Raw genomic sequence first — 19693 nt, 5'->3', positions numbered from 1 at the left:
CGGCATGGGTCAGCGGTGGGCGGTGGTAGTGCTCATGTCGCACGCTCGGCCGGCGTTTCCGCGGGCCACCTTGTCCGTACAGGAGAGTGATCCCGGCAATGGTAAACCAATCCCGGCGGCGGTGCGCGACGTGGCATGATGCCTGACCCGTTCCGTGCCTTCGGCCGCCATGACCATCAAGGGCAAGCCCACCTCGCTCGACATCGCTTACCTGGCCGGGGTTTCCCAGCCGACAGTGTCGCGGGCGCTGCGCGGCAGCCCGATGGTCAACCCGGAGACCCGCAAGCGGATCCTGGAGATCGCCCGGCAGCTGAACTACAAGGTCGACAAGAACGCCTCCAGCCTGCGCCTGCGCAATGCCGGGACCCTGGCGTTGCTGTTCTTCGAGGACCCGACCCCGGACGATTCGCTGATCAACCCGTTCTTCCACTCGATGCTGGGCTCGATCACCCGCGCCTGCGCGATGCGCGGCTACGACCTGCTGGTGTCGTTCCAGCAGCTGTCCACCGACTGGCACGCCGATTACGAGGACAGCCACAAGGCCGACGGGCTGATCCTGCTCGGCTACGGCGACTACCTGGAGGCCCGGCACCGGCTGCAGCAACTGGTCGAACAGGGCACGCACTTCGTGCGCTGGGGCGCCGCCCTGCCCGACCAGCCCGGCATCTCGATCGGCAGCGACAACTTCCAGGGCGGGCTGGACATCACCTGCCACCTGATCGAGCGCGGCCGCCGCCGGATCGCCTTCCTCGGCCATGCCTCGAACCACTACCCGGAATTCTTCGAGCGCTGGCGCGGCTATCGCGAGGCGTTGGAAAGCGCCGGGCTGTCGGCGGATGCCGCGCTGCAGGCCGATGCGATCACCACCGAGCAGTCCGGCTACGAGGCGGCCGCGGAGCTGCTGGCGCGGGGCGTGCCGTTCGATGCGATCTGCGCCGCCAGCGACCTGATCGCGATCGGGGCGATGCGGGCGCTGCGCGAGCGGGGCCTGCGCGTGCCGCAGGACGTCGCGGTGACCGGGTTCGACGACATCCCGATCGCCGGCGCGATGGCGCCGGCCCTGTCCACCGTGCAGCAGGACACCAAGCAGGCCGGCGCACTGCTGGTGGAGAGCCTGATCGCGCTGATCCGGGGCGAACCCGCGGAGAATCGCACCATTCCGACCCGGCTGGTGCTGCGCGATTCGTCGCAGGCCGGCTAGCTAGCCCGCGCGCGCCGGTTCGCGGCGGCTACCGCGCATCGCGCCGGTCGCGCTCGGCCTGGGCCTGCATCTGCAGGTCCAGCTGCCGGACCAGTGCCGGCTCGGTCACCGCGGCATCCAGCACGAACACCTTGACGTCGTGCGGCGCCACCTCGGCTTCCAAGCTCCGGCCGGCCTCGACCGCGCTGCCGTCCAGCGCGTCGCGCCAACGCCCCGCCTGCAGGTAACGGTCGACCCGGAAGCGGTGCGGCGCATCGCCCTTGTTGAGCAGCACCAGCGCGGTCTGGGCCTGGCCGCCGTGCTGGTAGACCCGGTAGAAGGCGGCCTGGTCGCCCCGCAGCGCCACGTCGACCTGCAGGCCGCGCTGCAGCGCGGGCGTGGTTTCGCGCAGGCGGGCGATCCGCCGCAAGGGCGCGAAGATCGGGCTCTGCGGGGCGATGTCGACGTGCTCCTGGCCGAAGTAGGCGCGGTTGCCGGCATGCTCGGCGCGGCCGCGCATGAAGCCGGTCTCCGAGCCGTAGTAGATCACCGGGATGCCGCGCGCCGTGAACAGCCAGTTGTGCGCGTCGATGAAGCCGTGGTCGTCGGCATCCAGGCGCGCCATGTCGTGGTTGTCGTAGAAGGTCATCAGTTCGTACGGATTGCGATACGGGCCGTCCTGCAGGAACAGCGCGTCGGCCAGCCGTTCGAAGCCGGCCCGCTTGCGGCCGAACACGTCCGACAACGCGCCGCGCAGCGGGAAGTCCAGCACGCTGACCCCGGCATTGCGGGTCCAGGTGTGGCGGGCGATCGAGGCGGGGTCGTAGTCGAAGGCCTCGCCGAACATGAAGAAGCCCGGCTTTTCGGCCCGGATGCGCGCGCTGAACCGGTGCCAGAACGCATCGGGCATCCAGCCGATGGTGTCGATGCGGAACGCGTCGGCGCCCTGCCCCAGCCATTGCAGGTAGGCGCCGGCGAGATAGTCCAGCACCGCCGGGTTGTCCTGGTCGAAATCGGCCAGCTCGGCGAGGTTGCCGTCGAAGATCGAGCCGTCCTTGGGATCGACCGGGCCGATGTCGTTGTAGAACGCGTGCAGCGGATTGTGCTTGGGATCGAGCTGCCGCGGCGGCAGGTTCTGGTGGTCGGCCAGCAGCTTGCCGTCGCGGTCGAAGACCTGCCCGTAGCCGGCCTGCTTGCGGGTCATCGTGAACGCCGGCGAGCCGTGGTTGCCGACGATGTCGAGCACCACCTTCAATCCCTGCGCGTGCATGGCGCGGGTGAAGCCGGCGAAGTCCAGCCCCGGGCTGGGCAGGTGCTCGTCCAGCTTGTAGAAGTTGACGCCCCAGTAGCCGTGGTAGCCGGTCTTGCCCTGGTCGCTGAGCGTGCTGCTGCAGCCGACCGGCTTGCCGCCGCTGAACGGTTCGTCCGGGTTGTCGACGATCGGGGTGATCCAGACCGCGCCGAAGCCGAGGTCGCGGATGTAGCGCGCGTTGTCGACCACGCCCTTGAAGTCGCCGCCGAGGTAGCCGATGTTGCCGTCGATGCCGTCGGGGCAGCGCACCGGGATGTCGAAGGTGCGGTGGCGCCCGCCCTGGTCGCGGTGGTCGTTGGACGGATCGCCGTTGACGAAGCGGTCGGTGACCACGAAGTACACCGCGTTGGCGGCGAACGGCTCCAGGGTGCCGTAGTAGACCGCGCGCTGCTGCGCGCCGGCCGCCCCCGCCAGCGCGGCGAGCGTCGCCATGGCCACCCACCTGTTCGATCTCATGCTTTCTCCCCGACGACCGGCACGCGCAGAACGCAGATTCCCGCCACCACCAGGCTGGCCGCGCCGATCGCCAGGGCCTGGATCGGCTGGCCGCCCAGCCAATGCCTCAGCACGAAGCCGAGCGCGCTGGCCGCGACCAGCTGCGGGATCACGATGAAGAAGTTGAAGATGCCCATGTACACGCCCATCTTGGCGGCGGGCACGCAATCGGACAGCAGCGCGTACGGCAGCGACAGGATCGAGGCCCAGGCGAAGCCGACGCCGACCATCGACAGCAGCAGCCATTGCGGATCGCGGATCAGCAGCAGCGAGTACAGGCCTGCCGCGCCGAGCGCGAGGTTCACCAGGTGGCTCCAGCGCAGGCCCATCGCGCGGACCATCCACGGGATCACCAGCGCGGCCACCGCGGCAAAGCCGTTGTAGGCGCCGAACAGCACGCCGACCCAGTTGGCGCCGTCGTTGTAGGCGGCCGAACCGGGATCGGTCGCGCCGAAGTGCACCTGGGTCACCGCGGCGGTGGTGTAGATCCACATCGCGAACAGCGCGAACCAGGAGAAGAACTGCACCCAGGCCAGCCGTCGCATCGCCTGCGGCATCCGGCCCAGGTCGTGCACGATCGAGACCAGCATGCGGTCGCGACGGATCCACCGCGCCGCCAGCAGCAGCAGGCCGTAGCCGGCCAGCAGCCCGGCCAGCACGTAGAGCATGCGGTCGCCCTCGCGCCAGGCGATCGCGGCCGCCAGCGCCAGGCCGGCGCCCACCCAGCCGGCGCCCGCCGCGGACGACGGCAGGCCGGCAGGCCGCGCTTCTCCCGCCGCCTCCGGCGGCACGGCGTCGTCGAACGCAGCCAGTTGTTGCGGCGAATACTCGCGGGTGGTGAGCACCGTCCAGGCGATCGACAGGAACAGCACCGCGCCGCCGAGGTAGAAGGCGTAGCGCACGGTATCCGGCATCTCGCCCGGCGCCGCGGTATTGGCGACGCCCCACTTGGCCAACAGCCAGGGCAGGAAGCTCGCCACGACCGCGCCGACGCCGATGAAGAAGCTCTGCATGGCATAACCGGTCGGGCGCTGCGCCGGCGCGAGCTGGTCGCCGACGAAGGCGCGGAACGGCTCCATCGAGATGTTGATCGAGGCGTCGAGCACCCACAGCGTGCCGGCCGCGATCCACAGCGCCGGCGAGTTGGGCATCACCAGCAGCGCCAGCGTGGTGAACACCGCGCCGATCATGAAGTACGGCCGGCGCCGGCCGAAGCGGTTCCAGGTGCGGTCGGACAGGTGGCCGATGATTGGCTGCACCAGCAGGCCCGTGAGCGGCGCGGCGATCCACAATCCCGGCACGTCGTCGATGTTGGCGCCCAGGGTCTGGAAGATGCGGCTGGCGTTGGCGTTCTGCAGCGCGAAGCCGAACTGGATGCCCAGGAAGCCGAAGCACATGTTCCATATCTGCCAGAACGACAGGGTCGGCTTGCGGTTCATTGGTCCGCCGCTCCGTCCGCGCCGACGCGTACCAGTTGCAGCGCCACGACGTCGGCGGCATTGAGCACGCCCGAGCGCCCTCCCGCGCCTCCGGTGTAGTGCGCGAAATGCTCCAGGCCGCTCATGTTGAAGCCCTCCTCCAGCGCGAACCCGCAACGTCCCGCGGTGGGGACATCGAACACGGCATGGGTGGAATCCTGCTCGCCGACGCTGTGCGGCATCACCACGGCATGCCGTTGCGGAGGCTGCCCTTCGCAGCGCAGGACCAGCCGTTTCACCGCGGCGGTCACGCCGGTGTTGATCGGCCCGTTGCCGTTGCGATAGCGCAGCGATGCCCGGTAGCGGCCGGCGGCGGGCGCCAGCCAGGTCCAGGCCCGGTCGCCCGCCAGCGTGGCCTGTGCGCCCGTGCAGACGGTGGGACCGTGCAGCGACTCCCAATGCGCATCGCGCCTGGTCAGGCTCAGGCAGTGCGCGATGCCCTCGCGCGGCAGGCGCAAGGCAGCGGCATCGCCGCGATATGGCCGGCCATCGAGGTACAGCGTGGCGTCGGCCGGGACCTGCACGCGCCAGTCCGCGCCATCCGCCTGCAGCCGCGGCTCGGCCGGCGTTTCGGGAGCGAAATGGGCCTCAGCCAGGGGGGGAGGCGCGGCATTCCGGGACCGTGCGCCGACCAGGTGCACGATCGTCTCGTCGCCGCGCCGGTCCAGCCGGCCGGCCACCAGCAGGTCGCCGGCGTCCCGCGCCGGCCGCAGCAGCGTCCAGCGCCGCCCGTCCATCCGCAACACGATCCGGTCGCGCTCGCCGAACAGCAGCGGCACCAGCCGTGCCGGCAGCTTCGGCGCCACGCTGCCCTCGGCTTCGACGCCGAACACGCCTTCGATCACCATCGACAGGTAGCCGGCCACCGACCACAACTGGCGCGGCGAGTTCACCACCGGCCCGCTCAGCCGGCCTTCGTCCACGTGGACGGCCTGGCTGAGCATTTCGTAGTTCTCCATGTTGGAGCCGGCCAGCGCCGTGCCGCGCAGCAACGATTCGATCTCCATCGCGATGCGCGGCGCATCCTCAAGCCGGCGCGCGGCGCGCAGCGAATAGGCGCTCACGAACGGCCACAGCGCGCGATTGTGGTAGATCGGCTGCTCGCGCTCCTGCGGCCACACCACCGGGCTGCCGACCGCGGTGGCCGGGTAGCGCGCGAGCGCGGCGGCGGCGCGCTCGCGCGGCAACGCATCCGACACGATGCCCAGCGACAGGCCCAGCAGGTCGTACTTCTCGAACGGCACCGGATGCGCGGCCGTGCCGATGTAGCTCATGTACTGGCCGCGCTCCTCGCGCCAGAAGCGCACGTCGATCGCGCGGCGCAGCGCCCCGGCCCACTGCCCGTAGCGCCCCGCGGCCGCGGCGTCGCCATGCGCCTTCGCCAACCGCTCGCCCAGCCGCAGCGCGCGATAGTGCAGCACGTTGGTGGACAGCGCGAAGGATTCGCCGATGAAGCGCACGTCGGAGGCGGTCCAGCCCGGATAGGTCTGCTCGCGCCAATCCAGGAACGAGGTCTCGCCGCGGTACAGCCCGATGCGCTGATCGAACGCGTACTCGCGGTCCTGGGCCAGCGTGCCCTGCAGCGCCTGCCAGACCTCGCCGGCGAAGGCGGGATCGTCGAGCAGGTCCTCGGCGGCGAGGAACCACACCACCCGGTCGGTGCTGACCGGCCAACTGCCGCCGGAGCCGGTGTCCTGCGCCACGAACAATCCGGCCGGGGCATGCTCGCCGCGCGCCCTGGACAGCTTGAACCGCAGCGATGCGCGCGCGCGTTCCGGATCGAGCCGCGCCAGCGCCAGGTCGGTGGCATAGCTGACGTCCCGCGTCCACACGTAGGGCCAGCGCTCGCCGGTCTCGAAGCAGCGGCATGCCACCGGCTTGCCCTCGTCGAACGCGGGATCGCGGATCGCATCGACCCGATCCGCCTCGAGCTCCTGCTGGGCCAGCGCGAACAGCGCGTCGAACATGGCACTGCCGGTCTCGCTGCGCATCGGTTGCGCCGCGATGCGCCGCTCGCCTTGCGGCGTGGCCAGCACGAAGCCGCCGTCCGGCAATGCGGTGGCCTGGGCCCCGAGCCCGTTCCATTCCACATCCGCGGCCTGCACGGATGCACTTGCCATCATCGCCAGGGCGATGGCCAGACCTGTCATCTTCAGCATCGAAGCGGCGCACCGGCACGCGCCGGCTGGCCTCCCTCCCTCTTTGCCCGTTGTGTTCCACCGCACCGCGGCGCGATGGTCGTACGGCCCCTCCCGAGGCACCGTGCGACATGGTAGACGCGGGCGGCGGGACGATGCGCAGCTGCATACGTATTCATCGAATCCCCGGATGGAGACCGGCGTCGCGCCGCTATATTCCCGGCACATCCACGCCACCGGCCGCCTTGGGAGGGGACATGCCGCTGACGCCGCATCGCCGCGTTTTTCATTGCCGTAGGACAACCGATAACGCTCGTCATCCCCGCGGAGGCGGGGATCCAGTGACTTCCGCGCCGATCACGGCAAAGTCACTGGGCCCCCGCCTGCGCGGGGGCGACGAGCGGACTTTCCCCGGACAGCAGTGCGCTTTCGCGGGGATGACGGCAAGAATGCTGTCGGCAATCCTCCTGACCGTGTTCGCCCTCGCGGCGCAGGCCGAGCCCGCCACGGTCGCCAGCGTCGAATCCCCCGGGCACGTGCTGCGCGTGTCGCTGCAGCTGGACGGCGGACGCCCCAGCTATACGGTGGAGCGCTTCGGCGAAACGGTGGTGGCGCCCTCGCAGCTCGGCTTCCAGCTGCGCAATGGCCGCCTGGACCGCGACTTCGTGCTGCTGGACCAGTCCGCGTCCAACCACGACGAGACCTGGGAGCAACCCTGGGGCGAACGCCGCTACGTGCGCAACCGCTACAACGCGCTCACGGTGCGGCTGGCCGAGCGCGGCGGGCTGAAAAGGCGCCTGGACGTGGAATTCCGCGTCTACGACGACGGCCTTGGCTTCCGCTACCGCTTCCCCGAGCAGGCCTCCATGCGCGAAGCGGTCATCGACGACGAACTGACCGAATTCGCGATCGCCCCCGAATCCACCGCCTGGTGGATCCCGGCGGGCGAACCCATCCACTACGAATACCTGTACCGGCGCACGCCGCTGGACGAAGTGCCGCTGGCGCACACGCCGCTCACCCTGCGCAGCCGCAACGGCCTGCACGTGGCCATCCACGAGGCGGCGCTGGTCGATTACGCCGGCATGTGGCTGCGCCGCACCGAAGGCCAGCGCCTGCGTGCGCAGCTCTCGCCGTCCGCGGAAGGCTGGAAGGTGCGGCGCGCCCTTCCGTTCGATACGCCCTGGCGCACCCTGCAGATCGCCGACCGCGCGGGCGGGCTGGTCGAGTCCGACCTGATCCTCAACCTCAACGAACCCAATGTGCTGGGCGACGTGGGCTGGGTGCATCCGGCCAAGTACGTCGGCGTGTGGTGGTCGATGCACCTCGACCAGCAGAGTTGGGCCACCGGCCCCAGGCATGCCGCCACCACCGCCAACACCAAGCGCTACATCGACTTCGCGGCCGCCCATGGTTTCCGCGGGGTGCTGGTGGAAGGCTGGAATCCGGGCTGGGATGGCGACTGGGTCGGCAACGGTTATGCCTTCGACTTCACCCGGCCCACGCCGGATTTCGACATCGAGGCCTTGAGCGCCTACGCCGCGAAGAAAGGCGTGCACCTGATCGGCCACCACGAGACCGGGTGCGCCATCGAGCACTACGAGGACCAGCTCGATGCCGCGCTCGACCTGTACGCGCGGCTCGGCGTGGACACCTTCAAGACCGGCTACGTCTGCGACGACGGCCAGGTCGACCGGCGCAACCCGGCCGGCGGCCCGCTGTGGCGCGAGTGGCACGACGGGCAGTTCATGGCGCGCCACCACCTGAAGGTGGTGCAGGAAGCGGCCAGGCGGCACCTGTCGGTCAATGCGCACGAACCGATCAAGGACACCGGCCTGCGCCGGACCTATCCGAATTGGCTCTCGCGCGAGGGCGCGCGCGGCATGGAGTACAACGCCTGGGGGCAACCACCCAATCCTCCCGCGCACGAGGTCGACCTGGTGTTCACGCGGCTGCTGTCCGGGCCGATGGACTACACCCCCGGCATCCTCAGCCTGAAGGGACGCGGCGGCCAGCCGATCCCCAGCACCCTCGCCCGCCAACTGGCGCTGTACGTGACCATCTACAGCCCGATCCAGATGGCCGCCGACCTGCCGGAACATTACGAACGGCACCGCGAGGCGTTCCGCTTCATCGAGGACGTCGCCGTGGACTGGGACGATACGCGCGTGCTCAACGGCGAGGTCGGCGACTACGTGACGATCGCGCGCAAGGATCGCCATAGCCGCGACTGGTTCGTCGGCAGCATCACCGACGAACATGGCCGCGTATTGCCGATCGATCTCTCCTTCCTCGAGCCGGGCGTTCGCTACCGCGCCGAGATCTACCGCGACGGCGACACCGCCGACTACCGCAGCAACCCGTTCGCATTCGTGCGCGAAACGCGCGAGGTGGGCAGCGCGGACCGGTTGGAGTTGAAACTGGCGCCGGGCGGCGGCGAGGCGATCCGGTTCGTGCCGCTGGGGCCGGCGCGCTAGCGCGGGCTTCAAGTTCGTCATCCCCGCGCAGGCGGGGATCCAGGGACTCTCGTGCCGATCACGGCAAAGTCACTGCCCCCCGCCCACGCTGGGGCGACGAGCAGATTTTCCCCGAACAGCAGTGCGCTTGCGGCGGAGATGACGCGTTTTGTTGACCTCTCTCAGTCCGGCCGCAGCCTCAGCAACGCCGCATCCAGCACGCGCGGCGCCACCCTGCCGTCGGCACCGCCGAAACTCGCGCTGCCGCCTCCCGGGGTGAGCTCGCGGTATCCGCCGTCGTAGTCCCAGGTCGTCACGTACACCGTCGCGCCGCGCAGGTCGTCGGGATCGCCCAGCGCATCGGCCGGCAGCGTGATCGTGATGCGGCGCGCGGCCCTGTCCACCTCCAGTTGCGCCCCGGGCGACACCGGCGTGCCTTCATGATCGGCAGCGGCGCCGTCGGCGCCGGTCAGCGCGTTGGCCCAGCCGCCGATGCGCAGCCGGTAGTTCCAGTGCAGGCCGTCGGGCAGCGTCGCGTTCTGCAGCGGCATCAGCGTCGCGCCCGATCGTCCCGGCAGGCCGAGGTAGACGGTGAAGGCGACGTGGTCGAAGCCGTTCGGCGCGTTCCATTCCGAGACCACGCTGTGCGTCTCCAGTTCCAGCCGCAGCGAACCGCCGCTGGTCAGCGCCCGCACGCGGCGCAGGTCGCCGGGCCGCTCGCGGCTCCAGCCCGGATCGGCGGGATAGCGGTAGCGCCCGTCCGGCCCGGCGTCGTCGCCCTCGGGATCGTCCTGCTGCGCCAGCAGCCGCCACTCGCGCGCCACCCGGAACGTCGCTGGCGCCGACATCGCGCCGGTCGCCGGTTGCCAGGCGACCAGCCGGTGCCCTGCCTGCGGATCGACCAGCGCGTCGGTGCGCAGCCGCAGCGACCAGCAGCCGTCGTCGCCGGCCTGCGCGACCTGGGCGCGGCCGAGGTCGCCGTCGATCACCAGCCGCACCGGACCGGCGCCCGGCGCGACGCCGCGCACCTCGAAGTCACCCACCTGGTCCGGATCGCCAGGCATCGTGATCGTCATCGCATCCGGAGCGCGCGGGATGCCGCCGCTGGCCGGCGTCGCACGCCACACCCAGCCCGCACGCGGCGGCAGCACCAGGTCCAGGCGCCCGCCCGCACCAATGCGCTGCGCCGGCGCCTCGCCGTCGATCGAGAACAGCGCATCGAGCCGGGTTCCCGCCGCCAGACCGGTCTGCAGTCCGTCCAGTAGCACCGGCCGGTCCGCGGTGTTGAACACGACCAGCGCGCTCTGGTCCGCGGCGTCCATCCGGTAGACCAGCGCGCCCGGCGCCGCCGCCTCGGCGCGCAGCACGCGCGGCGTCCCACGCGAGAACACCCGGTTCCCGCGGCGAAGCGCGATGGCGCGCTGCAGGTAGCGGTAGAGCGGTGCGTCGCGGTCGAAGTGGTCGCGCCCGCCCGCGCCGTAGCCGGCGGCGAACATCGCGTCGCGCTGGCCGCGGAAGCCCTGCTCGGTGCCGTAGTAGATCACCGGGATGCCGGGCAGCGTCATGATTGCCAGCAGCGCCTGCCGCAACGCCGCTTCGCTACCTCCGGCCAGGAACCGCTCGACGTCGTGGTTGTCCACGAACGTCGGCATCAGCCACGGATCGGCATGCACGCGCAGCATGTCCTCGATGCGCCAGCCCAGCTCGGCGGCCGGCCGGCCGCGCGCAAATACCTCGCCGAGCGTGCCGTACAGCGGGAAGTTGAGCATGCCCGGCAGCAACGGGCCGTCGGCGTCGCGCGTGTACGCCTCGATCCGCCGCGCCTGGGTGTCGTCGAACGCGCGGTCGATGCCGAAGCCCTCGCCGAACACGTGGAAGCCGGCGCCGCCTGCGAACGGCCGCAGCCGCAGAATGCCCGGCGCCTGCGGGTCGTCGCTGTAGAGGAAATCACGGAAGTAGCGCTCGGGCACGTAGAACGCGGTGTCGACGCGGAACGCATCCACCCCCACCTGCCCGATCCAGTCGCCGTAGATGCGGCGCAGCGCGCGGCGCACCTCGGGGTTCTCGGTATTGAGGTCGTCGAGGCCGGCCAGCTGGTAGCCCAGCTCCTGGCGGCGCTCGCCGAAATCGGCGATGTCCGGCGTCCAGTGGTAGATGCCGCGGGCGCGGTCGCGCGGATCGCGCGGATCGTTGTGCTGCAGCGGTGCCGGCCGCACCCGCGTGGCGTCGTGGCGCACGCAACGGCCGGGGGCGGTGCACGAGAAATGGTCGGCGGTGTGGTTGACCACGATGTCCTGCACCAGCCGCATGCCGCGCGCGTGCAGGCCGTCGGCCAGCGCGCGATAGGCCGCGAGGTCGCCGAAGTGCGGATCGACCCGGGTGAAGTCCTGCGCCCAGTAGCCGTGGTAGCCGCCGTACTGCGCACGCGCGTTCCACCACTGGTTGGCTACCGGCGGGGTGATCCACAACGCGGTCGCGCCCAGGTCCTGGATGTAGTCGAGCCGCCGCGCCAGCCCGGCGAGATCGCCGCCGCTGAAGCGGCGCAGATCAGCCGGATCGTATTCGCCGCCGCCCTGGTCGTCGTTGCCTGGATCGCCGTTGTCGAAGCGATCGATCATCGCGAAATAGATGACCTGATCGCGCCAGTCGCGTGCCGGCTCCGTGGGCGCGGCCGCCACGGCCGCGCCGGACAGCCACATGCCGGCCAGGCACGCCAGCTTGTTCATGGTCCGCATGTTTCCTCCCTTCCTGCGATCCAGCCTCGCCCGGGACCGATGCCCTTCCGCCCGCGGCGGCGCCATGGTGCCTCGTGAAATCGATTCCACCCTGGCTGCGGCCATTGAATACGTATGCAAGAAGGACGCGCGAGGTATGCCGCTGTCTACCATACGTGCCAGTCGCGAACGGACCATTCCGCTGCGTGCAACCCACGTCCAGACAATCACCCGGACGCACAACTCGACATCACAACATTGCCTGGGAGGGGAAAATGTTGAACCACAAGCGCAGCGCGCTGAGCATCGCGCTGGCCGTCGCCCTGACGCCGACGCTGGCCATGGCCCAGTCCGCCACCACGTCTGCCGACACCACCGCGTCCGAGCAGCAGGCCAAGGCCGAAGAAGCCGCCAACCCGCCCGCCGACGGCGCCATCAAGCAGCTCGACTCGGTCACCGTCACCGGCATCCGCCGTGCGATCGAGGCCTCGATCATCACTAAGCAGGCCGAGAACACCATCGTCGAGGCGATCTCGGCCGAGGACATCGGCAAGCTGCCCGACGCCAGCATCGCCGACTCGCTCGCGCGCCTGCCCGGCCTGACCGCGCAGCGCTACGGCGGCCGCCCGCAGGAGATCAACATCCGCGGCTTCGCCGGCGACTTCTCGACCGCGCTACTCAACGGCCGCGAGCAGGTTAGCTTCGGCAACAACCGCGGCGTGGAGTTCGACCAGTATCCGTCCGAGCTCATGAGCCAGGTGGTGGTGCACAAGACCACCAGCGCCGAGCTGGTCGGCCAGGGCCTGTCGGGCACGGTGAACATGAAGACGGTGCGCCCGCTCGACTACGGCGAGCGCGCCGTCGCGATCAACGTCCGCGGCGACATGAACCGCCTTGGCGACCTGAAGGACTACGGCAACCGCCTCAGCGCCTCCTACATCGACCAGTTCGCCGACGACACCTGGGGCGTGGTGCTCGGGCTGGCGCATATGGACAGCCCCGGCCAGAGCAAGCAGTACGAGTCCTGGGGCTACAGCAACGGCATCATCGGCGGCGGCAATGCCTACCGCTCGGAGATCGACAACAAGCGCGACGGCGTGATGGCCACCGTGCAGTTCAAGCCGAACGACCGCTTCGAGTCCACGCTCGACCTGTTCTATTCTGAGTTCAAGCGCAAGGAATCCAAGTGGGGCCTGCAGTACGGCCTGGCCTACGGCAGCGGCTCCACCCTGGAAAGCGCCGAGTACCAGAACGGCACCACGGTGTCCTCGCAGTGGAGCAACATCTCTCCGGTGGTCGTGCGCAACGACTACAACGAGACCGACGACAAGCTGATCTCGGTCGGCTGGAACAACAAGGTCTCGATCAACGACCACTGGACCGCCACCGCCGACGTCAGCTATTCGCGCGCCAAGCGCGACGAGACCCTGCTCGAAAGCTATGCCGGCCTGGCCGGCGATGCCAGCGACAGCGGCACCTTCACCTACAACAGCAATGGCTGGTACGACAGCTACCTCGGCGCGGACTACGGCGACGCCTCGAACCTGACCTTCTACGACCCGGGCAGTTGGGGCGGCGCGCGCGCCCAGGCCGGCTACCTGAAGTATTTCCAGGTCAAGGACACCCTCTCGGCCGTGCGCCTGGACCTGTCGCGCAGCTTCGACAGCGGCTTCATCAGCAACCTGCAGTTCGGCGCCAACCTCACCGACCGGAGCAAGAGCCGCGCCTCCACCGAGTACACCCTGTGCACCACCGCGGCCTGCACCGACAACGTCGAAATGGCCGTGCCGACCCCGTACGTCAAGGGCACCGACTTCAACTTCGCCGGCATCAGCCGGGTGCTGCGCCTTGACGTGCTGGGGATGCTCAATGACGGCGTCTACTACCTGGTCGGCAAGGACGACCCGGACATCAGCAACAAGAACTGGCAGGTCGACGAGCAAGTAGCCACCGCCTACGCGCAGCTCAACCTCGACGGAGACCTCGGGCCGGTGTCGGTCAAGGGCAACGTCGGCATCCAGGCGGTCAACGTCGACCAGGAATCGGAGGGCGTCGCCACCTTCGACGGCGTGGCGCTGGGGGACAGCAATACCCAGGGCACCTCCTACACCAACTACCTGCCGAGCATGAACCTGTCGTTCGGCTTCCCGCACGAACAGGTGCTGCGGCTGGGCGCTTCGCGGCAGATGGCGCGCCCGCGCATGGACCAGATGGCGGGCAACGCGGTCTTCAGCTACGACCAGACCAAGCAGAAATGGACCGGCAGCGGCGGCAACCCGAACCTCAAGCCCTGGCTCGCCGATGCCTACGACCTGTCCTACGAGAAGTATTTCGCCGGCGACAAGGGATATTTCAGCGCGGCGTACTTCTTCAAGGACCTGAAGACCTACATCTACAGCCAGACCGTCCAGTACGACTTCAGCCAGCTGCCGATCTCGGCCGAGACCCTGGCCTCGTACTCGTCCAGCACGATCGGCGAATACACCCAGCCGGTCAACGGCGAAGGCGGCAAGATCCGCGGCTACGAGCTGGCATTGTCGGTGCCGCTGGACATCCTGTGGTCGCCGCTGGAAGGCTTCGGCATCGTCGCCAACTACTCCGACACCACCAGCGAGATCCACCCCGACGGCCCGGGCACCACCCAGCCGCTGCCGGGCCTTTCCAAGTACGTCTCCAGCATCACCGCCTACTACGAGCGCCACGGGTTCTCGGCCCGCATCAGCAGCCGCCACCGCTCGCAGTTCCTGGGCGAGGTGCAGGGCTACGGCGGCGACCGCGAGCAGGTGATGTTCGGCAAGGAAACCGTGACCGATCTGCAGCTCGGCTACACCTTCCAGAGCGGCCGGCTGGCCAACCTGTCGCTGCTGCTGCAGGTCAACAACCTGGAGAACGAGCCGTTCCGCTCCAACAACGACTCGCTCAACGAGCGCGTCAACAAGTACTACGAGTACGGCCGCACCTACCTGCTGGGCGCGAACTACCGCTTCTGATCCTCCAGCCTGGATGCATGCACGGCCCGCCGCTCACCACGGCGGGCTTTTTTTGGACGCCCCGCTTCGAGCACCACCGCGACGGCCCCTGCTTGTCGCAGGAGGGACTTCAGTCCCGACGGGCTCTACCGCAAAGCGTCGGACTGAAGTCCCTCCTGCGACAAGCCCCGCTGCCGTGTCGGCGGAATCGTCCACAACGAACGCAAACGGCGTCAAAGCAAAAGGCCACGGAGCACATCCGTGGCCTTCTTCGTGCAGCGATGTTCGTCCGGCCTCAGGCCTGCCTGGCGAAGAACGCCGAATAACCGGGTAACGCCAATCCTTCGCCGCGCACTTCTCCGCTCGCCGGCCCCGGCGCGTCGAGCCGCTCCCAGCGTCCCACCGGCAGCGGCGCGACTGCGGCCTCGGGCGAGAGATTGAAGGCCACCAGGAGCGTCTCGTCCTGCAGCTCGCGCCGGAACATCAGCACCGGTTCCGGCGCATCCACGAACTCGATTGCCCCGACCACCAAGGCAGGCTGGGTCTTGCGCCAGGCCAGGAACGCACGGAACGCGTTCAGGACCGAGCCCGGGTCCGGCTCCTGCACCTGTACCGCATGCGTCCGGTGCTCGGCCGCGATCGGCAGCCACGGCTTGCCGGTGGTGAAGCCCGCGAGCGGCTCGTCCCGCCACGGCATCGGCGTGCGGCAACCGTCGCGCCCCTTGAAGTTGGGCCAGAAGGTGATGCCGTAGGGATCCTGCAGCGCCTCGAACGGCACTTCCGCCTCGCCCAGGCCGAGTTCCTCGCCCTGGTACACGCAGACCGAGCCGCGCAGCGAGCACAGCATCGCGACCAGCATCTTCGCCAGTTCGGGCCGCGCCGGCTTCCCGCCCCAACGGGTCACCGCGCGCTGCACGTCGTGGTTGGAGATCGCCCAGCACGGCCAGCCATCGCGCATCGTCGCTTCCAGGCGCTCCACCGTCCCGCGGATGTAGGAAACGCTGAAATCGTCCACCAGCAGCTCGAAGCTGTAGCCCATGTGCAGGCGCCCCGGCGCGGTGTACTCGGCGGTGGTCGCCAGCGAATCCTCCGAGGAAATCTCGCCGAGCGTCACCGTACCCGGGTACCGGTCCAGCAACCCGCGCAAGCGCTCGAGGAACCCGAGGTTCTCCGGCTGGGTGTTGTTGTAGTAGTGGTACTGGAACGCGTACGGATTGTCGGGGCTGAAGCCCCGCCCCAACCGCAGCTCCATCGGCTTGGCCGGGTTGTCGCGCAGCGCGGGATCGTGGAAGCAGAAGTTGATCGAGTCCAGCCGGAACCCATCCACGCCCCGGTCCAGCCAGAACTTCACGTAGTCCAGCGTGGCCTGCTGCACTTCCGGATTATGGAAGTTCAGGTCCGGCTGCGACGCCAGGAAGTTGTGCAGGTAGTACTGGCGCCGTCGCGGCTCCCACTGCCAGGCCACGCCGCCGAAGATCGACAGCCAGTTGTTGGGAGGCATGCCGTCCTCGCGCGCGTCCGCCCACACGTACCAGTCCGCCTTGGGATTGCTGCGGTCCTCGCGGCTTTCGCGGAACCAGGCATGGTCGGCCGAGGTATGGCTGAACACCTGGTCGATCATCACCTTCAGGCCGAGCGCGTGCGCCTTGGCCAACAGCCTGTCGAAATCGTCGAGCGTGCCGAACAGCGGATCGACATCGCGGTAATCGGCGATGTCGTAGCCGAAATCGGCCATCGGCGACTTGAAGAACGGCGAGACCCAGATCGCGTCCACGCCCAGCGAAGCGACATAGTCCAGCCGCTCGATGATGCCGGGAAGATCGCCGACGCCATCGCCGTTGGTATCGAGATAACTGCGTGGATAGATCTGGTAGATGACGGCTCCGCGCCACCATGGAGTCTGCGACATCGAGCGCCCCCCTCCGGGCTGAGGCGCCCGCGGGACGGCGCCTTGAAAACCCCGCTAGCTTAGCGTCGAGCCGGTTTCAGGATGCCTGTCCGCATACGTATTCATGCCTTCGCCGCGCGGCGCGGCGAAGCGCTCGGACCGGGATCCACGCGCCGCGCCATGGTCGATCCGGAACGTCCCGCTTCGCCGTGCGGCATCGTGCCCGAGGCGTGAAAAGGCCTGCCGACGACCGCCGTCCGGCGACGCTCCATCCACCCCGGCCACGCCACGGTATCCCGGACTTCCAGCCGAGGACCCACGCGATGAGCACCGATTACGAGAAACGCCTTCTGCAATGGCTGCAGGACGCCTATGCGATGGAGCAGGAAGCCGAGACGATGATGAAGGCGTTTGCGGGCCGGCTCGAGAACTACCCCGACTTGCGCCAACGCGTCGAACGCCACGTCGAGGAAACCCGCCTGCAGGCCGATCGCATCGGCGGTTGCATCGAACGCCTCGGCGGATCGCTGCCCACCGCGAAAAGCCTGTTCGCCAGCCTGATGGCGCAGGTGCACGCCACCGGCAACGCCATGATGAGCGACGAAGTGGTCAAGGGCGTCGGGATCAGCTACGCCTTCGAGAACATGGAGGTCGCCTCCTATCGCGCGCTGATCGTGGCCGCCCGCGAGGCCGGCCATGGCGAGATCGCCACCGTCTGCGAGAACATCCTGGCCGAGGAGCAAGCCATGGCGGACTGGCTGCTGGAGCACCACACCGGCCTGGTCAAGCGCTTCCTCCAACGCGAGGCGGCGGAAGGCGTGACGGCCAAGCGTTGACCGGTGGATCCAAGGCCAGGACCGCCGGACGGCGACAGGGCATCGTCCGTCATGGCCGCCGGCTGCGCAGGCGCCGCAGGCAGCGCGGCGCCAGCCAGGCGGCCAGCGCCGCGTCCATCGATCCCTCCGGCAACGCCAGGATGGCGTACACCGCATGCAGCGCTTCGCGCTCGTCCCGGCCTGGGTCGCTCAGGTACTGCGTGCAGGCGGCACGCACCACCCTCGCCGGCACCCGGTCGAATTCGCAATACCCCAGTTCGCCTTTCCGGTGCTCCTGTTGCCAATGCGCCATTTCCTCATCGACCACCTGCACTGTCGCTCGATCCATAACCACCTCCTTGGCCGGCATGACATCGCACCGCACGCCATGCCCGGATCAAGATTCCCGGCACGCCTTTGCCGGGATTCACCGCGCAACCACGTCCCCATGTCCGGATCGACCGGATCGACATGAAGAATCACTGGAGTTCCCCATGACGTCTTCCCGCAAGCCCCAACCACGCTCTCCGGCAACGAACGATCCGCGTCGCGAACCGCCGTCGGCGCCCCTCCCTGAAAGCCGCTCGCCGGAAGGCTTCCACCCTCGCGGACACGGCCGCGGCGGCCGCCTGGGCGAAGGCGAACCGGAAGGCCATCCCGAGCGCGATGGACGCACCCAACCGAACTTCGGCCAGCACGGCACCTATGCCAGCACCGAGGAAAAGCCCGAGCCGGACCGCGACGACGGCTGACATCGCGGCCCGGCGGAAGCTCAACGGATCTGCCGCTGCTCGGGATTTCCTTCGCGTTGCTCGCGTGGATCCTGCGGTTGCTGGCGTTGCTTGTCCTGGAGCCGCTGCTCGCGGCGCTTTTGCTCGTCCGGCGCCGGGCTGGCCGGGTCTTTGTGGTGCGGCATGGGCGTCTTCCCTTGGGAATGAAGCCTTACCCTGCACCGGACCCCATCGATATGACGTCCAGGAAGCCCGGAGGCGCAGCGCCTGCTTTCACCGTTTCGCCACGCGCCAGGCCTGGGCGAACTCCCAGGATGCCGCCGTCACCGGCAGGAGCGCGGGGGCCAGCAGGGCCAGCAGGACTCCAGGCGCACGCGGCTCCAAGCGCAGCCACCCATCGTGCCAGTCCACGCCGAGCGCCGCCCAACCCAACAGGATCCACGGTGCGATATCGAGCACGCTGTGCACGTGCTGCTCCAACGGCGAGAGAACCCGCTTGCCGTACGCCGTGCATGTATCGGCATAGCCGAGCACGGCATGCGCAAGCGCGGCCAGGGCCAGCACGCCCCAGGCGGTCGACGTGGCCTCCAGTGCCCACCAGGCAAGCACGCCGGACCCGACCACGCAAAGCTGCGCCAGGTGCAGGCGGGATTCGGCCAGGCCGGACGTATGCGGCAGATCGCTGCGGCGATGCAGGGCGAAATCGCCCAGGCCGGCCGCGATCCAGGCGAGATAGAGAAGATAGGCGGGCAGCTCCATGAACGCCCCGACATCGCTTCGGTCATGCCGGCGGACCGGCATCGGATAGGGCCGGGAGCCTGCCTTTCAGTGCGGCGGCGTGTACTGGCGCAGGCGCGTGACCAGGTCGCCGAGCTCGCGCACCGCCGTGCGCAACTGGTCTTCCGTCAAGCCGAGCTCCCGGGCCCAGTAGCGCAGCTCCCACTCATCGTTGACATCGACCCGTTCCGGATCCCGCGGACGGCCACGCGAATCGACGTTCTCCGACACCGGCTCGGTATCCGGCGGCGTCGGCTCCGGACCGGGATTGCGCCGGCTCATGCGCCGCCCCTCGGCGACGGGCGCCCGCGGCCGGCCCGGCAGGCGCCATGTCCGCACGCACGGAGCGCATGGCCGAACGGGATGCCTATCGAAATGCGCGGCATGATGACCTCTGCTCGGGAACTCGACAGGGCCATCGCAGCATCCGTGGGCGTAATTCCGCGTCCACGTGCCGGCAAGCCCGCGTGATGGCAGGCGACGGGAGCGCGACTGCGTTCGCCACGCGCGGATCGGCAGGAAACGATCGATACGCAACCGCGCTTACCCCGATCGACTAGGGTCACCTTGGGGTCAGCGGAGATCGCATCGATGATCGTGAAGCCACCCGGAACCTTGTATTGCCTGGTCCGGAGTGGTGGGCGGTACAGGGTTCGAACCTGTGACCCCTACCATGTCAAGGTAGTGCTCTACCGCTGAGCTAACCGCCCGTCATCTGCAGTGAGTTGCTCTCTGCAGGG

At 69.0% G+C, this 19693-nt stretch carries 14 protein-coding genes and 1 tRNA gene; 5 read left to right on the top strand and 10 right to left on the bottom strand.

What is annotated here, in order from left to right; translation table 11 throughout:
* Positions 1 to 169: 169 nt before the first annotated feature.
* Entirely contained in the window at positions 170 to 1201 is a 1032-nt protein-coding gene (locus M3M27_RS07925; protein WP_140719910.1) for a LacI family DNA-binding transcriptional regulator, read from the top strand.
* A gap of 28 nt (positions 1202 to 1229) precedes the next feature.
* On the opposite strand, the gene M3M27_RS07920 is transcribed toward M3M27_RS07925, so the two are convergent.
* From M3M27_RS07920 to M3M27_RS07910, 3 genes are read right to left on the bottom strand one after another with little or no spacing between them, the layout of a single operon-like run.
* Positions 1230 to 2948, bottom strand: coding sequence for an alpha-amylase family glycosyl hydrolase (locus M3M27_RS07920; protein WP_434027698.1), 1719 nt, complete (start codon positions 2946 to 2948; stop codon positions 1230 to 1232).
* Positions 2945 to 4426 carry an MFS transporter gene (locus M3M27_RS07915; protein ID WP_140718789.1) on the bottom strand — a complete coding sequence of 494 codons (1482 nt, stop codon included), beginning with the start codon at positions 4424 to 4426 and terminating at the stop codon, positions 2945 to 2947. The genes M3M27_RS07920 and M3M27_RS07915 overlap by 4 nt, the downstream gene beginning before the upstream one ends.
* Complete coding sequence (locus M3M27_RS07910; protein ID WP_434027697.1) at positions 4423 to 6624, bottom strand: Six-hairpin glycosidase-like protein; 2202 nt, start codon at positions 6622 to 6624, stop codon at positions 4423 to 4425. Before M3M27_RS07910 ends, M3M27_RS07915 begins: the two co-directional genes overlap by 4 nt.
* 428 nt (positions 6625 to 7052) lie before the next feature.
* Here M3M27_RS07910 and M3M27_RS07905 point away from each other — a divergent pair, with 428 nt between their 5' ends.
* Entirely contained in the window at positions 7053 to 9080 is a 2028-nt protein-coding gene (locus M3M27_RS07905) for a glycoside hydrolase family 97 protein (RefSeq protein WP_434027696.1), read from the top strand.
* 161 nt (positions 9081 to 9241) lie between these two features.
* On the opposite strand, the gene M3M27_RS07900 is transcribed toward M3M27_RS07905, so the two are convergent.
* Positions 9242 to 11785: an alpha-amylase family glycosyl hydrolase gene (locus tag M3M27_RS07900; RefSeq protein ID WP_434027695.1), complete on the bottom strand. Its 2544-nt coding sequence runs from the start codon at positions 11783 to 11785 to the stop codon at positions 9242 to 9244.
* Positions 11786 to 12048: 263 nt separating this feature from the next.
* Here M3M27_RS07900 and M3M27_RS07895 point away from each other — a divergent pair, with 263 nt between their 5' ends.
* A complete protein-coding gene (locus M3M27_RS07895) occupies positions 12049 to 14763 on the top strand; it encodes a TonB-dependent receptor (RefSeq protein WP_434027694.1) in 2715 nt (904 codons plus the stop codon).
* Between the two features lie 274 nt (positions 14764 to 15037).
* On the opposite strand, the gene M3M27_RS07890 is transcribed toward M3M27_RS07895, so the two are convergent.
* Entirely contained in the window at positions 15038 to 16651 is a 1614-nt protein-coding gene (locus M3M27_RS07890) for an alpha-glucosidase family protein (protein ID WP_434027693.1), read from the bottom strand.
* Positions 16652 to 16953: 302 nt separating this feature from the next.
* On the opposite strand from M3M27_RS07890, the gene M3M27_RS07885 reads away from it, so the two are divergent.
* Positions 16954 to 17466, top strand: coding sequence for a ferritin-like domain-containing protein (locus tag M3M27_RS07885; RefSeq protein WP_140718794.1), 513 nt, complete (start codon positions 16954 to 16956; stop codon positions 17464 to 17466).
* Positions 17467 to 17515: 49 nt separating this feature from the next.
* On the opposite strand, the gene M3M27_RS07880 is transcribed toward M3M27_RS07885, so the two are convergent.
* Positions 17516 to 17794 carry a hypothetical protein gene (locus M3M27_RS07880; protein WP_434027692.1) on the bottom strand — a complete coding sequence of 93 codons (279 nt, stop codon included), beginning with the start codon at positions 17792 to 17794 and terminating at the stop codon, positions 17516 to 17518.
* Between the two features lie 145 nt (positions 17795 to 17939).
* Between M3M27_RS07880 and M3M27_RS07875 the strand changes: the two genes are divergently transcribed.
* Entirely contained in the window at positions 17940 to 18197 is a 258-nt protein-coding gene (locus M3M27_RS07875) for a hypothetical protein (RefSeq protein ID WP_434027691.1), read from the top strand.
* A 20-nt stretch (positions 18198 to 18217) separates the two neighbouring features.
* Here M3M27_RS07875 and M3M27_RS07870 read toward each other — a convergent pair whose 3' ends face one another.
* From M3M27_RS07870 to M3M27_RS07855, 4 genes are all read right to left on the bottom strand, one after another.
* A complete protein-coding gene (locus M3M27_RS07870) occupies positions 18218 to 18361 on the bottom strand; it encodes a hypothetical protein (protein ID WP_434027689.1) in 144 nt (47 codons plus the stop codon).
* Between the two features lie 88 nt (positions 18362 to 18449).
* Positions 18450 to 18935, bottom strand: a complete 486-nt coding sequence (locus M3M27_RS07865; RefSeq protein WP_434027688.1) for a hypothetical protein — start codon at positions 18933 to 18935, stop codon at positions 18450 to 18452.
* A 66-nt stretch (positions 18936 to 19001) separates the two neighbouring features.
* Positions 19002 to 19235, bottom strand: coding sequence for a DUF3606 domain-containing protein (locus M3M27_RS07860; protein ID WP_140718798.1), 234 nt, complete (start codon positions 19233 to 19235; stop codon positions 19002 to 19004).
* 353 nt (positions 19236 to 19588) lie between these two features.
* Positions 19589 to 19663 (bottom strand) — tRNA-Val (locus tag M3M27_RS07855).
* Positions 19664 to 19693 lie beyond the last annotated feature (30 nt).

It is taken from the genome of Xanthomonas boreopolis (assembly GCF_046529185.1).
GTDB lineage: Bacteria > Pseudomonadota > Gammaproteobacteria > Xanthomonadales > Xanthomonadaceae > Pseudomonas_S > Pseudomonas_S boreopolis.
Note: the sequence above shows the minus strand (reverse complement) of the source record. Positions and strands in the feature narration are given on the sequence as shown.

Coding starts and splice junctions, on each gene's coding strand:
- M3M27_RS07910 (WP_434027697.1), bottom strand. CDS start 6,624: ATGCTGAAGATGACAGGTCTGGCCATCGCCCTGGCGATGATGGCAAGT.
- M3M27_RS07875 (WP_434027691.1), top strand. CDS start 17,940: ATGACGTCTTCCCGCAAGCCCCAACCACGCTCTCCGGCAACGAACGAT.
- M3M27_RS07890 (WP_434027693.1), bottom strand. CDS start 16,651: ATGTCGCAGACTCCATGGTGGCGCGGAGCCGTCATCTACCAGATCTAT.
- M3M27_RS07885 (WP_140718794.1), top strand. CDS start 16,954: ATGAGCACCGATTACGAGAAACGCCTTCTGCAATGGCTGCAGGACGCC.
- M3M27_RS07925 (WP_140719910.1), top strand. CDS start 170: ATGACCATCAAGGGCAAGCCCACCTCGCTCGACATCGCTTACCTGGCC.
- M3M27_RS07860 (WP_140718798.1), bottom strand. CDS start 19,235: ATGAGCCGGCGCAATCCCGGTCCGGAGCCGACGCCGCCGGATACCGAG.
- M3M27_RS07865 (WP_434027688.1), bottom strand. CDS start 18,935: ATGGAGCTGCCCGCCTATCTTCTCTATCTCGCCTGGATCGCGGCCGGC.
- M3M27_RS07905 (WP_434027696.1), top strand. CDS start 7,053: ATGCTGTCGGCAATCCTCCTGACCGTGTTCGCCCTCGCGGCGCAGGCC.
- M3M27_RS07880 (WP_434027692.1), bottom strand. CDS start 17,794: ATGGATCGAGCGACAGTGCAGGTGGTCGATGAGGAAATGGCGCATTGG.
- M3M27_RS07895 (WP_434027694.1), top strand. CDS start 12,049: ATGTTGAACCACAAGCGCAGCGCGCTGAGCATCGCGCTGGCCGTCGCC.
- M3M27_RS07900 (WP_434027695.1), bottom strand. CDS start 11,785: ATGAACAAGCTGGCGTGCCTGGCCGGCATGTGGCTGTCCGGCGCGGCC.
- M3M27_RS07915 (WP_140718789.1), bottom strand. CDS start 4,426: ATGAACCGCAAGCCGACCCTGTCGTTCTGGCAGATATGGAACATGTGC.
- M3M27_RS07870 (WP_434027689.1), bottom strand. CDS start 18,361: ATGCCGCACCACAAAGACCCGGCCAGCCCGGCGCCGGACGAGCAAAAG.
- M3M27_RS07920 (WP_434027698.1), bottom strand. CDS start 2,948: ATGAGATCGAACAGGTGGGTGGCCATGGCGACGCTCGCCGCGCTGGCG.